Genomic DNA, 14,969 nt, shown 5'->3' with positions numbered 1-14,969 from the left:
ATGAGCCGAACCTTGGCCCTTTTTGACTTGGACGGCACCTTGCTGCCGGGCGATTCCGATCACGCCTTCGGCGCTTTCATGGTGACCTTGGGTTGGGCCGATGCTGACCTTTGGCAGCGGCGCAACGACGAGTTCTACGCCCAGTACCAAGCCGGGCGGCTGGATCTGGCCGAGTACATCGACTTTGCCACCTCGGTGTGGCGTGACCGCTCGCCCGAAGAGGCTGCGGCGGCGCATGCGCGCTATATGCGTGAAGTCATTGAGCCCATGATGCACGACAGCGCGCGCCAGCTTGTGCGCCAGCACCTGCAGGCGGGCCACCTCTGCGCGATGGTGACGGCCACCAATGAATTCGTCACGCGGCCGATCGCGGCCGCCTTTGAGCTTCCCCACATTCTGGCCGTTAACCTGAAGCGTGATGATCAAGGCCGAGTCACCGGCGCCATTGAGGGCGTGCCCACCTATCAGGCGGGCAAGATTGACCGCGTGGAAGCTTGGCTGGCCGAGCAAGGCTTGAGCCTTGATAGCTTTGACGACGTGGTGTTCTACAGTGACTCCACCAACGACCTGCCTCTGCTGGAGCGTGTGCGCACGCCCATCGCCACCAACCCCACCCCAGCACTGGCAGCCATTGCCCGCGAACGCGGCTGGCGCATCCTGAACCTCTTTCACACATGATCCGCAAATTCATCAGCAAGCTGCTGGGCAAATCTGACGGCGACGTCGCAGAGCCCAAGAGCAGCAAAGCCGCCCGCATCCCCCTGGGCAAGCGCGTCGAGTTTGGGCCGGCAGAGCACGGCATCGACCCCAGCTTGCTCGATGAGCGGGCGGTGCGCGTGGTCACCACCTTGCAAGATGCCGGCTACGAGGCCTATGTGGTGGGGGGCGCGGTGCGCGACCTGCTGGTGCATCGCCGCCCCAAAGATTTTGATGTGGCGACCAATGCCACGCCGGAGCAGGTCAAAGGCTTGTTCCGTCGCGCCTTCATCATCGGTCGGCGCTTTCGCATTGTTCACGTGATTCACGGCCGCGGCCGAGATCACGAGGTCATTGAAGTCTCCACGTTCCGGGCCTATCTGGATGCCAGTGCGGCCGAGCAGGTGGCAGGCAACGAGAAGACCTCCAAGGCGGCCATTGCCGACAAGAGCCATGTGGTGGACGCCAGCGGACGCGTGCTGCGTGACAACGTCTGGGGGCCGCAGATTGAAGATGCCGCGCGCCGCGACTTCACGGTCAACGCGATGTACTACGACCCGCGCACTCAAACCGTGGTTGACTATCACGGCGGCTTGAAGGACGCCAAAGCCAAGCTGCTGCGCATGATTGGTGACCCGCTGACCCGCTATCGCGAAGACCCGGTGCGCATCTTGCGCGTGGTGCGTTTCGCCGCCAAGCTGGGCTTCGCCATTGAGCCCAAAACGCAAAAGCCCTTGCGTGAGACGGCAGCGCTGCTGGCCAACGTGCCGGCCTCGCGCCTGTTTGACGAGATGATGAAGCTGCTGCAAACCGGCCATGCCTTGGCCAGCTTGGCGCAGCTCAAAGCACAGGGCTTGGAGCGCGGCATCTTCCCGGTGCTGGATTCCGTCTTCAGCCGCACCGAAGAAGGGGGCCCGCGCCAGAAGTTCATTGAGTTGGCGCTCAATGACACCGACCGCCGGGTGGGCGAGGGCAAGCCTGTGGCGCCCAGCTTCATGCTGGCCTGCATGCTCTGGCATGACGTGCAAAACGCTTGGGCCGACCTGAAGGCCAAAGGCGAACACCCGACGCCCGCCTTGCAGCAAGCCATTGACAGCGTGTTTGACGCCCGCATCGGCGACATCTCTGGCCGCGGCAAGTTGGCGGCGGACATGCGCGAGATCTGGATGATGCAGCCGCGCTTTGACCGCCGCACGGGCTCATCGGCCTACTCCTTGGTGGAGCAGCCCCGCTTCCGTGCGGGCTTTGATTTCCTGCGCTTGCGGGCGGATGTGGGCGAGGCCTCCCCCGAACTGGCTGAGTGGTGGGAAGACTTCTCCCTGGGCAGTGACGCTGACCGTGAAGCCTTGGTGGAGGCTGCCCGCGAGAGCAGCCGCTCGCCTGGCTCGCGTGGCAAGCGCCAATCGCCTAAGCCCGAGGGCGGGGCGCCGCGCGCTGCCCCGCGTCCATCTCCATCGAACCCTGACGCCTCTGCTCAGCCCGAGGGCGAGGATGCGGCTGACGAAGGTGGTGCAGAGGCCGGCAGCACAGATGCGCCGCGCAAGCGCCGCCGTCGTCGCCGCAAGCCCTCTGGCGCGCGTGGTTCTGCGGCAGCGCCGAGCGGGCAGGGCGGCGATGGTGGCGCTGGCGCCTGACCATGCCCTGATTGGCCTGGGGGCCAATTTGGGGGACGCCGTGGGCGCGGTTCGCAGCGCTGCCCAGGCCTTGGGGCACTTGCCCAAGACGCGGCTGTTGGCCTGCTCGCCGCTCTACCGCAGCGCGCCCTGGCAGGCCGAAGGCCCTGACTTCATCAATGCGGTCGCCTGGCTGCAAACGGGCCTGCAGCCCTTGGAGCTGCTGGAGGCCTTGCAAGCCCTGGAATTGCAGCATGGGCGGGAGCGCCCGTATCCCAATGCGCCGCGCACCTTGGATCTGGATCTGCTGATGATGGGCGAGCTTCAGATGAACACGCCGCGGCTGACACTGCCTCATCCGCGCATGCACCTGCGGGCCTTTGTCTTGCAGCCGCTGCAAGACCTGCTGCCTGATGTGCACATCCCCGGCGTGGTGCCCACGGGGGCTGTCGGGGCCTGGGTGAGCAGCACCTCAGGGCAAGCGATGGCCCGATTGACGTGAGCGGAGCCCTTTGATGAGTGCTTTTTTCAGCAGCCTGCCACTGAGTGTGCAGACCTTCGGTTTGTTGGTCTTGTCCAATCTATTCATGACCTTTGCTTGGTACGGCCACCTCAAGCATCAGGCTGCTAAGCCTTGGTTGGTGGCTGCCTTGGTGAGTTGGGGCATTGCGCTGTTTGAATATCTGCTGCAAGTGCCAGCCAATCGGATTGGCTACAGCGGCGGCTACAGCCTGGCCCAACTCAAGATTGCTCAAGAAGTCATTACGCTGGCGGTCTTCGTGCCCTTTGCCGTGTTCTACATGGGGCAGCCCTTGAAGCTGGACTACCTGTGGGCGGGCTTGTGCCTGATCGGCGCGGTGTACTTCATCTTCCGGGCCTGAGGGTCCACAGGCGTGCTGAGGTCGCGCCTATACAATGCGGAGATGACAACGTGATGAAGGTTTTGTGACAAAACCATAATCCCCGCGCTTTACGGCTTGGTCACGTTGGGTAACGAGCCAAGCCAGCTGTCGACGCTGCGCGACCGATCAGCGCCCTAAGAGGAGTTTCAGATGATTTTCGGCAAGCTGTTGCCCAAAGATGGCAATTTCTTTCAGTTGTTCAACGAGCACGGCAACTACATCGTCGAAGGCTCGCGCGCCTTTTTGTCGATGGTGCAGTACTACAACGCCCCGGACCTGCGCGAGAAGTACGCCAGCGAGGTCGATGCGGCCGAGCGCAATGCCGATCGCATCACGGCGGAGGTCAACCGCCTGCTGCATCGCACCTTCATCACCCCTATCGACCGCGAGCAAATCCACAGCCTGATCAACGCCATGGACGACATCCTGGATTTGCTCCAGGACTCTTCCGAAGTGATGGCGTTGTATGACGTGCAACGTATGACCGACGACGTGCAGCGCCTGACGGAGATTTCCGTCAAATGCTGTGAGCGCGTTCAAAGTGCGGTGGCTCTGTTGCCTCGTCTGAACGACGCGGAAGTGGCGGAGTCCGCGCTCAAGACCTGCGAAGAGATTGATCGCTTGGAGTCCGATGCCGACCGCGTGATGCGCTCGGCCATGTCGCGTCTGTTCCGCGAAGAGCAAGACACGCGTGAGCTGATCAAGCTCAAAGCCATTTATGAGCACCTGGAGTCCATCTCCGACCGCTGCGAAGACGTGGCGAACCTGATCGAGGGCATCGTCCTCGAAAACTCCTGATCTCACGATCAACACCCAAAGGTTGATCTCCCATGGAAGCAGGTTCCATTGCGTTCTGGGTCGTGGCAATGCTGGTGGTTTTGGCCCTGGCATTCGACTTCATGAACGGTTTTCACGACGCAGCCAACTCCATTGCAACGGTGGTGTCCACCGGCGTGCTCAAGCCGCAGCAAGCGGTGTTGTTTGCAGCTTTCTTTAACGTGCTTGCGATTGCCATCTTTCAGTTGAAGGTGGCCAGCATGATCGGCAAGGGCATCGTCGAGCCCGGCGTGGTGGACCACCACGTGGTGTTCGGTGCCTTAATCGGGGCCATCACCTGGAACGTCATCACTTGGTGGTACGGCATCCCTTCGTCCAGCTCACATGCGCTGATCGGCGGCATCATTGGCGCGGTCATGGCCAAAGCCGGCATTGGCAAGCTTATCGGCGCGGGCATCTTGAAGACCGTGGTCTTCATCTTTGTGTCACCCTTCCTGGGCTTTGTGCTGGGTTCCTTGATGATGGTGCTGGTGGCCTGGGTTTTCCGGCGCACTTCGCCGATCCGGGTGGACCGCTGGTTCCGCCGCATGCAGCTGGTCTCGGCGGGCTTGTATTCCCTGGGGCATGGCGGCAACGATGCGCAGAAGACCATCGGCATCATTTGGATGCTCTTGGTCGCGGCGGGCTATATGGCGGTAGACGCCAAGGCGCCACCGAACTGGGTCATCTGGAGTTGCTACTTGGCGATTGGCCTGGGCACCATGTTTGGCGGCTGGCGCATCGTTAAGACCATGGGCCAGCGGCTGACCAAGCTCAAGCCTGTGGGGGGCTTCTGCGCTGAAACAGGTGGTGCCATCACCTTGTTCCTGGCCACCGGCCTGGGCATCCCGGTTTCCACCACACACACCATCACCGGCGCGATTGTGGGTGTGGGCTCAGTCCGTAACGCATCAGCGGTGCGTTGGGGCTTGGCCAGCAATATTGTCTGGGCCTGGATCTTCACCATCCCGGCCTCGGCCTTCGTGGCGGGGATGTTCTACTGGCTCAGCACCTTGTTGTTCTGAGTCCAGCCCTCAAGAAAACGCTGGGCCGCTCCCAGTTTTCTTGCGCCCGCGTGGGGGCAGGGAAGGGCAATGCCCGGCCCTTGGGGGGCTTTAAAGGGCTTTAGTCCAAGGCCGCTGTCGCCACAGCGGCCTTTTCTTTTTGCCACTCAAAGTACTTCTGGCCGCCGAAGGCAATGCTGCCCATCAAGACGCCGGCACCCAGGAACAAGGCCACCACCACGCCCAGGACCGGCCCCCAGCCAGTGGCTTGCGGGCCATGGCCTGCGCCGTGGCGCTCGGCCCAGCGCTCGTCATTGGTCAGCCCAATCAGGATGGCACTGAACATGGCCACCGAGATCATCGCGCCCAAAATGGGGATCAGCAGCCAGGACACGGTGTCGTCTTGACCCAGATTGCGCATCCGAATGACGCCCGCCAAACCCACCAAGGTCGGCAAGGGGTGCAACCAGGCGATGGGATCTTTGAGGCCATGCAGATAGAAGCGGTGGGCACCCAGGGTGCCGCCCAGAACGGCCAGCCAGGTCGCCAGGGTTTTGGATTTTGGCGTCGGCGTGCTCATGCGACGTCCTTGGCGGCTTGGCTGTCACCCAGGCCCAGTGGCCGCTGCATCAGCACCACATCGCGCCAGGCATCGAACTTCCAGCCAGCGCTCTTCAACACCCCGGCATCTTCAAAGCCCAGCCGGCGGTGCACACCCACAGAGCCCAAGTTGGCGCTGTCACCAATCACCGCCACCATCTGGCGGGCACCGGCCGCTGTGCAGCGAGCAATCAACTCTGCCAGCAGCAAGGTGCCCACGCCCTGGCCCTTGGCCTGCGGCCCGAGGTAGATCGAGTCTTCCACACAAAAGCGATAAGCCAAGCGCGGCCGGAAATGGTTGGCATAGGCATAGCCCAGCACTTGGCCCGCACGCTCGGCCACCAGCCAGGGCAGGCCTTTGCTCAGCACATCGGCTCGGCGGCGGGCCATTTCAGCCTCGTCGGGCGGCTCCAGCTCAAACGTGCCGGTGCCGTGCAGGACGTTGTCGGCATAGATGGCGGTGATGGCGGCAAGGTCGGCATCCGTGCTGGGGCGGATCAACAAAGCTGTTTCGGACATGGGCGCTAGATGGTGTGCAAACAACCGTCTATAATCTCATGTTTCGGCCACGGTCACTGAGGGCAGGGGCGTCTTTCAAAGATGCTTGAGCGTCAGCGGCGTATCTACGGGGCTGGATCATGCCGGTTTGCATGTGGTGCAGCCGGTTTCAGGCTGGCTGACCTTGCGGTGTCTCCTCGGTTCAGCGGTCGAATCCATGATTTCAAGGACGACAAAATGGTCGTGATTCGTTTGGCTCGTGGCGGCTCCAAGAAGCGCCCTTTCTACAACATCGTTGTGGCTGACTCCCGCGAGCGCCGTGATGGCCGCTTCATCGAGCGCCTGGGTTTCTACAACCCCATGGCCAAGGAAGGCGTTGAAGGTCTGCGCGTGGCCCAAGACCGCGTGACCCACTGGATTGGCGTTGGCGCCCAAGTCTCTGACACCGTCAAGCGTTTGATCGGTGAAGCCAAGGCCAAGGCTGCTGCCTGATGGTCTTTAAGGCCGTGCTGGGTGCGCCCCTTCAAGAGGACTCCTTCTTGTGACAGACGCTCTCGCATGGCCGGATGACGCGGTCGAAGTTGGCCGCATCATCGACGCCTGGGGCATCAAGGGCGGGTTCAAGGTGCAAGCCTTTTCCGCCGACCCTCAGGCCCTGTTTTCTTCGCGGCGTTGGTTCCTGCAGCCAGCGCTGCCTCAGGCCCACAAGCCTGCCTTGGTGGCCAAGCCCGCCAAAGCGTCCGTGCCACTGCCCCCGCTGTTGAAGATCACCAGCGCGCGCGAGCAGGGTGACGTGATTGTGGCCACGGCCCAAGAGATTCCAGACCGCAACGCGGCGGAAAGCCTCAAGGGCGTGCGGGTGTTCATCTCCCGCCAAAGCTTTCCCACGGCGAGCGCCGATGAGTTTTATTGGGTCGATCTGATCGGTCTGAGTGTGTTCAATCGCGAAGGCGACCTGCTTGGTGAGGTCGTCGACCTGCTCGACACCGGCCCGCACAGCGTGCTGCGCATCCGCAAGCCTGATGCCGCTCCCGATGCCAAGCCCGACGAGGCGGAGCGCCTGATCCCCTTTGTGGCCGCCTTTGTGGACAAGGTCGAGATGGAGCACAAGCGCATCATCGTCGACTGGGGTCTGGATTACTGAGCGCTGCCATACTCGGCCGCGCGCACGCCCTGGAGGGTGCCATGCGCTTTGACGTGATCACCCTGTTTCCTGAGTTGTTTGCGCCCTTCATGACGGTGGGTGTCACGCGGCGTGCGTTTGAGTCGGGGCAAGTCGATGTCCGCCTCTGGCCGCTGCGCGACTTCGCCAGCGACAACTACCGCCGTGTCGATGACCGCCCCTATGGCGGCGGGCCGGGCATGGTGATGCTGGCCGAGCCTTTGCTCAAGGCCTTGGGCGCAGTGCGCAACGCTCGCTCCGAGGCGGGAGCCACAGCCGGCCCCGTCATCCATTTCAGCCCCACCGGGCGGCCCATCAACCAGGCCCTGCTTCGTGAACTGGCTCAAGGCCCCGGCGCGACGCTGCTGTGCGGCCGCTATGAAGGGATTGATCAGCGCGTCTTGGACCGCGAGGTCGACTTGGAGCTGAGCTTGGGCGACTTTGTGCTGTCGGGCGGCGAGTTGCCGGCGCTGGCCCTGTTGGATGGCATTGCCCGGCTGCAAGAGGGGGTGCTCAGTGATGCGCGCTCCCATGAGCAAGACAGCTTCGAAGACGGCCTGCTGGACTGCCCGCATTACAGCCGCCCGGAGGTGCTGGCCTTGCCTGAAGGCGATCAGCCGGTGCCGCCCGTGCTGCTGTCCGGCCATCATGCCGACATTGCCCGCTGGCGCCGCGAGCGCTCGCTGAGCCTGACCGCGCAGCGGCGGCCCGACCTGATCGCCGCCGCGCGGGCGGCCGGGCGGCTTTCAAAAGCCGATGAGCGCTATTTGGCGACTCTCGCGCTATAATCATCAGCTTTTCGATCCTCTGCCGGGCAGAGTCAAGCTCAACGAGCATGGCTCATCCATTTCAAACCCGCGTCGGCACGATCTTTTTGGAGAACCCTGTGGACCTGATCCAAACCCTTGAGCAAGAAGAAATTGCTCGTCTGAACAAGACCATCCCGGCTTTCGCTCCTGGCGACACCGTGATCGTCAGCGTGAACGTCGTTGAAGGCACCCGCAAGCGCGTGCAGGCTTACGAAGGCGTCGTGATTGCCAAGCGCAACCGCGGCCTGAACAGCAGCTTCATCGTGCGCAAGATCTCCAGCGGCGAAGGCGTGGAGCGTACGTTCCAACTGTACAGCCCGCTGATCTCGTCGATCGAAGTCAAGCGTCGTGGCGATGTCCGCCGCGCCAAGCTGTACTACCTGCGTCAGCGTTCGGGCAAGTCGGCTCGAATCAAAGAAAAGCTGGCCTGATCCAGGCCCAGTGCATCGCTGTCGCGATGCCAGTTTTTCTGCCAAAGCCGCTTCATCTCACGGTGAAGCGGCTTTGTTGCATTTCTGCCTTGCCTTATGCTCTGCCGCTATGAGTACTGTTCCCGCTGGTCGCGGCATCCCTGGCTTCGACCCTGAAAAGACCACGGTCGTTCGGCGCGATGATCATCTTCAGCCGCTGTCCGCTGGAGCTCTCCAGGCCGCGTGGGTGCGGCAGCGGATTCAGTCGGCGGCGCAATGGCGACCGGTGATCCAAGGCGATGCCGCTCGGCTCGACCTGAAACCTGAGCGGCCACCGGCCCAAGCGGCCGTGCTGCTGCCCTTGGTCGTGAGAGACGGTCAGGTCAGCAGCGTGGTGCTGACGCGCCGCACCTCTCATCTCAAGCACCATGCGGGGCAGATCAGCTTCCCGGGTGGCAAGCGTGAGCCGGATGACGCCTCATCCATCGCCACCGCCTTGCGTGAGGCCAAAGAAGAGGTCGGCTTGATGCCGCAGCAGGTGGACGTGCTGGGCACCATGCCCGCCTACAAAACGGTGACGGGCTTCGTCATCACGCCGGTGGTGGCCTTGCTGCCGCCCGACTTGCCGTGGCAGCCCGACCCTGGCGAGGTGGCTGAGGTGTTTGAAGTGCCACTCAGTCACCTGATGAACCCGTCCCATCACCAGTGGCATGAGCATGAATGGCAGGGCCACAAGCGCCAGTACCTCTCCATGCCTTGGCACGATGCGGCAGACCAGCGCTACTTCATTTGGGGCGCCACCGCGTCCATGCTGCGCAACTTCTATCACCTGCTGGCAGACGCGCAGCCGGCTTGAAATTGTGGCCTCTATGCGCCAATGCCCTGACGCTTGCAAGCGCGGGATGAAGACAAGACGAATCCCTCGTTATCATCCTGGGCGATGAGCTTCTTTGCCGTACTTTTTGCGCTGATCGTGGAGCAGGTGAAACCCCTGCCTCGCGACAATTGGGTGCACGATTCCCTGACGGCATGGGTGCGATGGACAGGGCGCAACTTCGACGCGGGCCAGCCCAAACATGCGCGCATCGTTTGGGCCGTCACGGCCCTGGTGCCTGCCCTCATCGCGTGGGCCATTCACTTTGCACTGTCGCAGTACGTCAGCTTCTTCTTGGCCTTGGCTTTCGATGTGGCGGTGCTCTATCTGACACTGGGTTTTCGCCAGTTCAGCCACTACTTCACCGACATCCGGGATGCGCTGGAGCGTGGTGATGAAGACCAAGCCCGCAGCCTCTTGGCCGAGTGGCGGCATCTGGACACCTCTGAGTTGCCGCGCACTGAGCTGCTTCGCCATGTCATCGAGCACTCGCTGCTGGCCGCACACCGCCACGTGTTCGGCGTTTTCTTCTGGTTTGTGGTGTTGTCTGGCCTGGGCCTCGGGCCGGCCGGCGCGGTGCTCTACCGCATGGCCGAATTCGCCAGCCGCTACTGGGCCTTCAAGAGTCTGAGCTTGGGGGTGGCGGTGAATGAAGGCCTGCGCGATTTGTCTCAAAAGGCCTTTGCGCTGATCGACCATGTGCCGGCCCGCCTGACTGCATTCGGCTTTGCCGTGGTGGGCAATTTTGAAGAAGCTGTGGCCGGTTGGCGGCGCGATGCTGAGCTCTGGAAGCATGCCAACGAAGGCATCATCCTGGCCGCTGCGGCAGGGGCGGTCGGGGTGCAGTTGGGGGGCGCCAGCGCCCCAGGCGTCACACCGGATCGCTCCAAGTCCTTCACCGTCGGGGTCGATGCCGCCGACGGCGAAGCCTCAGGCTCGACACCAGGGCTGCCGCCTCAGCTGGCGCACCTGGGCGCTGTCGTGGGTCTGGTGTGGCGCTCGGTGGTCTTGTGGATGCTGCTGCTGGCCTTGCTGACCCTGGCCAACTTGCTGGGCTGAACTCAGCCCTTGCGCTGGCCCGCTTCCAGCTCTTCCCAGAGGCCTTCGTAGAGGCGGACGCGAGAAGGGCTGATCTCACCGCGCTGGGCAGCCGCGCGCACGCCACACCCCGGTTCATGGCGGTGCGTGCAGTTGTAGAACCGGCAATCCCCCAAGTGCGCGCGGAAATCCGGCATCAGCTCTGGCAATTGCTGCGGGGTGATGTGCATCAGCCCAAACTCTTGAAAGCCCGGTGAGTCAATCAAGGCAGCTCGCTGGCCGTGTGGGTCTTGCGGCGTGTCACTGCCGCTGAGGCCATCTAGCCAGAACCAGGTCGAGGTGGTGGTGGTGTGCTTGCCCGAGTTCAAGGCCTGGGAAATCTCGCCCACCTGGGCTGAAGCAGCGGGCACCATCAGGTTGATCAAGGTGCTCTTGCCCATGCCACTGGCGCCCAGGATCAAGGTGGTGCGGCCGGCCAAACAGGGAGCCAGCAAGGCCCGTGCACCGTCCAAGTCGCGCTTGAGCGAGGTCTCCAGCACCGTCAGCCCCATCGCCTTATAGGGCGCCAAGCGCTCCCGCGCCGCGTCGGCGGTGGGCAGGTCGGCCTTGTTCAGCAACAGCGTGGTGGGAATGCGGGCGTCTTCGGCGGCAATCAAGGCGCGGGTCAGTTGCGCCTCGCTGAACATGGGCTCGCCCGCCACCATGAACAAGAGATGGTCCAAATTGGCGGCAAATGATTTGGTGCGCCACTCGTCTTGGCGCATGAGCAGGTTGCGGCGGGGCTCAACGGCCTCCACCACCGCCTCGTCGCCCGCCACGGCCCAGCGCACGCGGTCGCCCACCACGCAGGCGCTTTTCTTGCCACGCGGGTGGGCCATCAAGCGCTGGCCCTCAGGGGTTTCAATCACGGCATGGCGGCCGTGCGCGCCCACCACCAGGGCGACCTGCAAATGCGCGTGTTTGCTCATGCGGCCAGCCCTGGCTCTGCCGGGCGGCGCGCCCCCAGCGCGGCCAATGCGGCCAAGCGCTCCGATGCGGCAGGGTGCGAGTAATAGAAGCGCACGTAGAGCGGGTCCGGTGTCAGGGTGTTGGCATTGTCTTCATAGAGCTTGAGCAGGGCTTGGCTCAAAGCTTGGCCGTCGGCATGTTGGCTGGCGTAGGCGTCGGCTTCAAACTCGGCCTTGCGTGAGCGCAGCGCCATCAGCGGCGACACAAAAAACATGAACGGCGGCAGCACCATGCCAAACAGGATCAAGGCGAGGGCATGGGAGGGTGAGGCCACGTTGGGGCTGACGCCCAAGCCGGTGTAGAAGCTCATCTGGCCGCTCAGCCAGCCTAGCAAGGCCAAGCCGGCCAGGCTCACCCCCAGCATGGTGAAGAGGTTCACGAGCACATGCTTGTGGTGAAAGTGGCCCAACTCATGGGCCAGCACAGCCTCCACCTCGGTGGGCTGCAGGCGCGCCAGCAAGGTGTCGTAAAACACCACGCGCTTGCTGCGGCCCAGGCCCGTGAAATAGGCATTGCCATGGGCGGAGCGACGGCTGCCGTCCATCACGAAAAAGCCTTGGGCCTTGAAGCCGCAACGCTGCATCAAGGCTTGTACGCGGCTGGTCAATGCCGGGTCTTCCAGCGGCGCAAAGCGGTTGAACAAGGGCGCGATCAGCGTTGGGTAGATCAGTTGCATCAACAGAATGAAGCCGGCCCACAGCCCCCAGGCCCACAGCCACCACAAGCTGCCCGCTGCATTCATCAGCCACAGCACGGCGCTCAGCAGGGGCACGCCGATCAGCACACCGACGACGCTGCCCTTGATCATGTCGGCCATGAACAGTTTCAGCGTCATGCGATTGAAGCCAAAGCGCTGCTCAATGCGGAACACCTGCCACAGCGAGAAGGGCAGATCCAGCGCACCGCCGATCACGCCGAACAGGCCGAACAAGGCCAGTTGATAGGCCATATCCCCCCAGGCCGGCTGCACCAGGCCATAGACCCAGGTGTTCAGGGCATCCAGGCCCCCCAGCAAGGTCCAACCCAGCAGCACCGCCGCTCCAAAGGCTTCTGTGAGCAGCCCGAACTGGCTGCGCACCACGGTGTAGTCGGCGGCCTTTTGGTGGGCTGCCAAGCTGATCTGGCCTGCGAAGGCGGGCGGGACGGTGTCGCGGTGGGCATGGACATGCCGCATTTGGCGCGAGGCCAGCCAGAATTTGGTGGCCAAAGAGGCCAGCACAGCGGCACAAAAGGCCCAGGTCACAAACGAAGATGGCATGGGCTCAAGTGTAGTTGGTGGAGAATGGGCCCATGACCGTTGATGAGAGCGCGCCCATGAGCACCACCGCCCCCGTTCTGACCAAGAGCGAACACAATCTGATCTGGATTGATTTGGAGATGACGGGCTTGAAGCCCGAATCAGACCGCATCATCGAGATTGCGGTGGTGGTGACGGACCCCCATCTCACGGTGCGTGTCGAGGGGCCGGTGTTCGCCATCCACCAAACCGACGCGGTGCTCGATGGCATGGACAACTGGAACAAAGGCACGCATGGCAAAAGCGGGCTGATTGACCGCGTCAAGGCCTCGGAAGTGACCGAGGCTGATGCGGAGGCCAGCGTCATTGAGTTCTTGGCCGAGTACGTGCCCAAGGGCAAGAGCCCCATGTGTGGCAACAGCATTTGCCAAGATCGCCGTTTCCTAGCGAACTATATGCGCGGCCTGGAAGCCTATTTCCACTACCGCAACCTCGACGTCAGCACCCTCAAAGAGTTGGCCAAGCGCTGGAAGCCTGCAGCCACCGAGGGATTCAAGAAGGCCCAAGCCCATACGGCGCTGGCCGACATCAACGAGTCCATCGACGAGTTGATCCATTACCGCACGCATTTGCTCAATGTCTGAGGCCCGCCGCGGTCGAGCGGCGAGAATGGCCTTTTGACTTTGGTGCTGTCCATGTCCTTGCCTGCTTGCCCGAAATGCGGCTCTGAATACACCTACGAAGATGGGGCGATGTTTGTCTGCCCCGAGTGCGCCCACGAATGGCCGCAGCAAGCTGCCGCAGTGGCCGATGAAGCCGCTCGCGTTTGGCGCGACGCCCATGGCAATGTGCTGGTCGACGGCGACAGCGTGACCCTGATCAAGGACTTGAAGCTCAAGGGCTCGTCCACGGTCATCAAGGTGGGCACCAAAGTGCGCAATATTCGTTTGATCGACGGTGACCATGACATCGACTGCAAGATCGATGGCATTGGCGCCATGCAACTCAAGACCGAGTTTGTGAAAAAAGCCTAAGGGCAGACAGGCCACCATGACCCCACGCATTCGTCCCGCATATCCGCTGCTGTGCTGCCTGGGCTTGGCCTGGGGCTTGGCAGGCTGCCAAACCAGCACACCCAGCAGCACACCGCCGACGGGCTCAGACAAAGTGGCGCAGATTGCGACCACGCCGCTGAGCGACTTGAATGTGGTGAAGGTGGAGATCCCCGCTGTGCTGCAAGACGCGGTGCGTGCGCCCTACGCCCTGCAGCCGGCGCTGTCTTGCGACAGCTTGCTGGTTGAAATCAACGCACTGAATGAGGCACTGGGGCCGGATCTGGACGTGCCCCATAACCCGCAAAACCCCAGCGCACTGGAGCGTGGCGCGAGTGCCGTGGGCAATGCTGCCACCGGCGCTGTGAAGGGCGCGGTGGAAGGCGCCATTCCCTTCAGGGGCTGGCTGCGCAAGCTCAGTGGGGCAGAGCGCCAAACCGCCAAGGTGGCGGCGGCGATTGCCGCGGGCGCTGTGCGCCGCGGCTTCTTGAAGGGCCAGGGGCAGGTGCTGGGCTGCAAGCCCCCAGCAGCCCCGCTTTAAACGCCCAGCAGTTCGACTTCAAACACCAGGGTGGCGTTGGGTGGAATCACGCCGCCCGCGCCTCGTGCGCCATAGCCCAGATGGGCCGGGATGACCAGCACGCGAGTGCCGCCCACCTTCATGCCTTGCACGCCGTCGTCCCAGCCGCGGATGACCATGCCGGCGCCCAGGTCGAACTCGAAGGGGCGGTTGCGGTCTTTGCTGGAGTCGAACTTGCGCCCGCGTTGCTGCGGCGCGTTCTCATCAAACAGCCAGCCGGTGTAGTGCACGGTCACCGAGTGGCCTTCGCGGGCCACGGCGCCAGAGCCTTCCACCACATCGGTGATCTGCAACTGGGGCCGCTCGGGTGTGGGCAGCAGTTCGACTTCAAACACCAGGGTGGCGTTCGGGGGGATGACGCCACCGGCGCCTTGGGCGCCATAGGCCAGCTCGGGGGAGATGGTCAGCACGCGGGTGCCGCCGACCTTCATGCCTTGCACGCCTTCGTCCCAGCCCGGGATGACCATGCCGGCGCCGAGATCAAACTCGAAGGGCTCGCCGTGGTCCTTGCTGGAGTCGAATTTGCGGCCGCGCTGGTTGGGGGCGGCGGCATCATGCAGCCAGCCGGTGTAGTGGACAGTGACGGTCTGGCCCGCTTGGGCGGTGGGGCCGCTGCCGACGACCGTGTCGTCGATCTGCAGGCCCGTGCTGGGGGTGCTCATGAGGAGTC

General features: G+C 63.2%; 20 protein-coding genes and 1 pseudogene. 15 read left to right on the top strand and 6 right to left on the bottom strand.

Annotated elements, in window-relative coordinates; genetic code table 11:
• From KAK11_RS16475 to KAK11_RS16450, 6 genes are all read left to right on the top strand, one after another.
• The gene (locus KAK11_RS16475; RefSeq protein ID WP_210810326.1) at positions 1 to 678 is read left to right on the top strand and encodes a histidinol-phosphatase; all 678 of its coding nucleotides are present in this window, start codon (positions 1 to 3) and stop codon (positions 676 to 678) included.
• Positions 675 to 2,330: a polynucleotide adenylyltransferase PcnB gene (pcnB, locus tag KAK11_RS16470; RefSeq protein WP_210810325.1), complete on the top strand. Its 1,656-nt coding sequence runs from the start codon at positions 675 to 677 to the stop codon at positions 2,328 to 2,330. Before KAK11_RS16475 ends, pcnB begins: the two co-directional genes overlap by 4 nt.
• The gene (folK, locus tag KAK11_RS16465; RefSeq protein ID WP_210810324.1) at positions 2,311 to 2,811 is read left to right on the top strand and encodes a 2-amino-4-hydroxy-6-hydroxymethyldihydropteridine diphosphokinase; all 501 of its coding nucleotides are present in this window, start codon (positions 2,311 to 2,313) and stop codon (positions 2,809 to 2,811) included. The genes pcnB and folK overlap by 20 nt, the downstream gene beginning before the upstream one ends.
• Positions 2,812 to 2,824: 13 nt before the next feature.
• The gene (locus tag KAK11_RS16460) at positions 2,825 to 3,190 is read left to right on the top strand and encodes a DMT family protein (protein WP_210810323.1); all 366 of its coding nucleotides are present in this window, start codon (positions 2,825 to 2,827) and stop codon (positions 3,188 to 3,190) included.
• 171 nt (positions 3,191 to 3,361) lie between these two features.
• Entirely contained in the window at positions 3,362 to 4,009 is a 648-nt protein-coding gene (locus KAK11_RS16455; protein ID WP_210810321.1) for a DUF47 domain-containing protein, read from the top strand.
• A 32-nt stretch (positions 4,010 to 4,041) separates the two neighbouring features.
• Complete coding sequence (locus tag KAK11_RS16450) at positions 4,042 to 5,052, top strand: inorganic phosphate transporter (RefSeq protein ID WP_210810320.1); 1,011 nt, start codon at positions 4,042 to 4,044, stop codon at positions 5,050 to 5,052.
• A 100-nt stretch (positions 5,053 to 5,152) separates the two neighbouring features.
• On the opposite strand, the gene KAK11_RS16445 is transcribed toward KAK11_RS16450, so the two are convergent.
• Both KAK11_RS16445 and KAK11_RS16440 read right to left on the bottom strand, forming a co-directional pair.
• Positions 5,153 to 5,611, bottom strand: a complete 459-nt coding sequence (locus KAK11_RS16445) for an NINE protein (RefSeq protein ID WP_210810319.1) — start codon at positions 5,609 to 5,611, stop codon at positions 5,153 to 5,155.
• Complete coding sequence (locus KAK11_RS16440; protein ID WP_210810318.1) at positions 5,608 to 6,150, bottom strand: GNAT family N-acetyltransferase; 543 nt, start codon at positions 6,148 to 6,150, stop codon at positions 5,608 to 5,610. The genes KAK11_RS16445 and KAK11_RS16440 overlap by 4 nt, the downstream gene beginning before the upstream one ends.
• A gap of 216 nt (positions 6,151 to 6,366) precedes the next feature.
• Between KAK11_RS16440 and rpsP the strand changes: the two genes are divergently transcribed.
• The 6 genes from rpsP to KAK11_RS16410 all read left to right on the top strand — a co-directional run bounded on the left by rpsP (position 6,367) and on the right by KAK11_RS16410 (position 10,443).
• Complete coding sequence (gene rpsP / locus KAK11_RS16435) at positions 6,367 to 6,621, top strand: 30S ribosomal protein S16 (protein WP_210810316.1); 255 nt, start codon at positions 6,367 to 6,369, stop codon at positions 6,619 to 6,621.
• 49 nt (positions 6,622 to 6,670) lie between these two features.
• Positions 6,671 to 7,273, top strand: a complete 603-nt coding sequence (gene rimM, locus KAK11_RS16430; RefSeq protein WP_210810315.1) for a ribosome maturation factor RimM — start codon at positions 6,671 to 6,673, stop codon at positions 7,271 to 7,273.
• Positions 7,274 to 7,314: 41 nt separating this feature from the next.
• Positions 7,315 to 8,079: a tRNA (guanosine(37)-N1)-methyltransferase TrmD gene (trmD, locus tag KAK11_RS16425; RefSeq protein WP_210810314.1), complete on the top strand. Its 765-nt coding sequence runs from the start codon at positions 7,315 to 7,317 to the stop codon at positions 8,077 to 8,079.
• 98 nt (positions 8,080 to 8,177) lie between these two features.
• Positions 8,178 to 8,531, top strand: a complete 354-nt coding sequence (gene rplS, locus KAK11_RS16420) for a 50S ribosomal protein L19 (protein WP_157267671.1) — start codon at positions 8,178 to 8,180, stop codon at positions 8,529 to 8,531.
• Positions 8,532 to 8,640: 109 nt separating this feature from the next.
• Positions 8,641 to 9,366 carry a CoA pyrophosphatase gene (locus KAK11_RS16415; RefSeq protein WP_210810313.1) on the top strand — a complete coding sequence of 242 codons (726 nt, stop codon included), beginning with the start codon at positions 8,641 to 8,643 and terminating at the stop codon, positions 9,364 to 9,366.
• A gap of 84 nt (positions 9,367 to 9,450) precedes the next feature.
• Positions 9,451 to 10,443, top strand: a complete 993-nt coding sequence (locus tag KAK11_RS16410; RefSeq protein ID WP_210810312.1) for a CobD/CbiB family protein — start codon at positions 9,451 to 9,453, stop codon at positions 10,441 to 10,443.
• 2 nt (positions 10,444 to 10,445) lie between these two features.
• On the opposite strand, the gene rsgA is transcribed toward KAK11_RS16410, so the two are convergent.
• Together rsgA and KAK11_RS16400 are read right to left on the bottom strand one after the other, a co-directional pair.
• Positions 10,446 to 11,390 (bottom strand): ribosome small subunit-dependent GTPase A, encoded by a 945-nt coding sequence (gene rsgA, locus KAK11_RS16405; RefSeq protein ID WP_210810311.1) that lies wholly within the window; start codon positions 11,388 to 11,390, stop codon positions 10,446 to 10,448.
• Entirely contained in the window at positions 11,387 to 12,688 is a 1,302-nt protein-coding gene (locus KAK11_RS16400) for a M48 family metallopeptidase (RefSeq protein ID WP_210810310.1), read from the bottom strand. The genes rsgA and KAK11_RS16400 overlap by 4 nt, the downstream gene beginning before the upstream one ends.
• A 56-nt stretch (positions 12,689 to 12,744) precedes the next feature.
• On the opposite strand from KAK11_RS16400, the gene orn reads away from it, so the two are divergent.
• Genes orn through KAK11_RS16385 form a run of 3 tightly spaced genes read left to right on the top strand, consistent with a single transcriptional unit; the run spans position 12,745 to position 14,260 of the window.
• Positions 12,745 to 13,311, top strand: coding sequence for an oligoribonuclease (gene orn / locus KAK11_RS16395; protein WP_210810472.1), 567 nt, complete (start codon positions 12,745 to 12,747; stop codon positions 13,309 to 13,311).
• Positions 13,312 to 13,362: 51 nt separating this feature from the next.
• Positions 13,363 to 13,701, top strand: coding sequence for a zinc ribbon domain-containing protein YjdM (locus KAK11_RS16390; RefSeq protein WP_210810309.1), 339 nt, complete (start codon positions 13,363 to 13,365; stop codon positions 13,699 to 13,701).
• A 16-nt stretch (positions 13,702 to 13,717) separates the two neighbouring features.
• Entirely contained in the window at positions 13,718 to 14,260 is a 543-nt protein-coding gene (locus KAK11_RS16385; RefSeq protein WP_246499053.1) for a hypothetical protein, read from the top strand.
• Here the strand turns inward: KAK11_RS16385 and KAK11_RS21910 are convergent.
• Positions 14,257 to 14,619 (bottom strand): FKBP-type peptidyl-prolyl cis-trans isomerase, encoded by a 363-nt coding sequence (locus KAK11_RS21910; RefSeq protein WP_375140696.1) that lies wholly within the window; start codon positions 14,617 to 14,619, stop codon positions 14,257 to 14,259. The genes KAK11_RS16385 and KAK11_RS21910 overlap by 4 nt on opposite strands.
• Positions 14,614 to 14,961: pseudogene (locus KAK11_RS21905) on the bottom strand (FKBP-type peptidyl-prolyl cis-trans isomerase); the annotation flags it as partial. The gene KAK11_RS21910 and the pseudogene KAK11_RS21905, both read right to left, overlap by 6 nt.
• Positions 14,962 to 14,969 lie beyond the last annotated feature (8 nt).

This window comes from Ideonella paludis, assembly GCF_018069865.1.
Lineage (GTDB): Bacteria > Pseudomonadota > Gammaproteobacteria > Burkholderiales > Burkholderiaceae_C > Ideonella > Ideonella paludis.
This window is presented reverse-complemented; position numbering and strand designations above follow the sequence as displayed.

Excerpts from the sequence above, each read along its gene's own strand:
- KAK11_RS16475 (WP_210810326.1), top strand. The coding sequence starts at position 1 with ATGAGCCGAACCTTGGCCCTTTTTGACTTGGACGGCACCTTGCTGCCG.
- pcnB (WP_210810325.1), top strand. The coding sequence starts at position 675 with ATGATCCGCAAATTCATCAGCAAGCTGCTGGGCAAATCTGACGGCGAC.
- folK (WP_210810324.1), top strand. The coding sequence starts at position 2,311 with ATGGTGGCGCTGGCGCCTGACCATGCCCTGATTGGCCTGGGGGCCAAT.
- KAK11_RS16460 (WP_210810323.1), top strand. The coding sequence starts at position 2,825 with ATGAGTGCTTTTTTCAGCAGCCTGCCACTGAGTGTGCAGACCTTCGGT.
- KAK11_RS16455 (WP_210810321.1), top strand. The coding sequence starts at position 3,362 with ATGATTTTCGGCAAGCTGTTGCCCAAAGATGGCAATTTCTTTCAGTTG.
- KAK11_RS16450 (WP_210810320.1), top strand. The coding sequence starts at position 4,042 with ATGGAAGCAGGTTCCATTGCGTTCTGGGTCGTGGCAATGCTGGTGGTT.
- KAK11_RS16445 (WP_210810319.1), bottom strand. The coding sequence starts at position 5,611 with ATGAGCACGCCGACGCCAAAATCCAAAACCCTGGCGACCTGGCTGGCC.
- KAK11_RS16440 (WP_210810318.1), bottom strand. The coding sequence starts at position 6,150 with ATGTCCGAAACAGCTTTGTTGATCCGCCCCAGCACGGATGCCGACCTT.
- rpsP (WP_210810316.1), top strand. The coding sequence starts at position 6,367 with ATGGTCGTGATTCGTTTGGCTCGTGGCGGCTCCAAGAAGCGCCCTTTC.
- trmD (WP_210810314.1), top strand. The coding sequence starts at position 7,315 with ATGCGCTTTGACGTGATCACCCTGTTTCCTGAGTTGTTTGCGCCCTTC.
- KAK11_RS16415 (WP_210810313.1), top strand. The coding sequence starts at position 8,641 with ATGAGTACTGTTCCCGCTGGTCGCGGCATCCCTGGCTTCGACCCTGAA.
- KAK11_RS16410 (WP_210810312.1), top strand. The coding sequence starts at position 9,451 with ATGAGCTTCTTTGCCGTACTTTTTGCGCTGATCGTGGAGCAGGTGAAA.
- rsgA (WP_210810311.1), bottom strand. The coding sequence starts at position 11,390 with ATGAGCAAACACGCGCATTTGCAGGTCGCCCTGGTGGTGGGCGCGCAC.
- KAK11_RS16400 (WP_210810310.1), bottom strand. The coding sequence starts at position 12,688 with ATGCCATCTTCGTTTGTGACCTGGGCCTTTTGTGCCGCTGTGCTGGCC.
- orn (WP_210810472.1), top strand. The coding sequence starts at position 12,745 with ATGAGCACCACCGCCCCCGTTCTGACCAAGAGCGAACACAATCTGATC.
- KAK11_RS16390 (WP_210810309.1), top strand. The coding sequence starts at position 13,363 with ATGTCCTTGCCTGCTTGCCCGAAATGCGGCTCTGAATACACCTACGAA.
- KAK11_RS16385 (WP_246499053.1), top strand. The coding sequence starts at position 13,718 with ATGACCCCACGCATTCGTCCCGCATATCCGCTGCTGTGCTGCCTGGGC.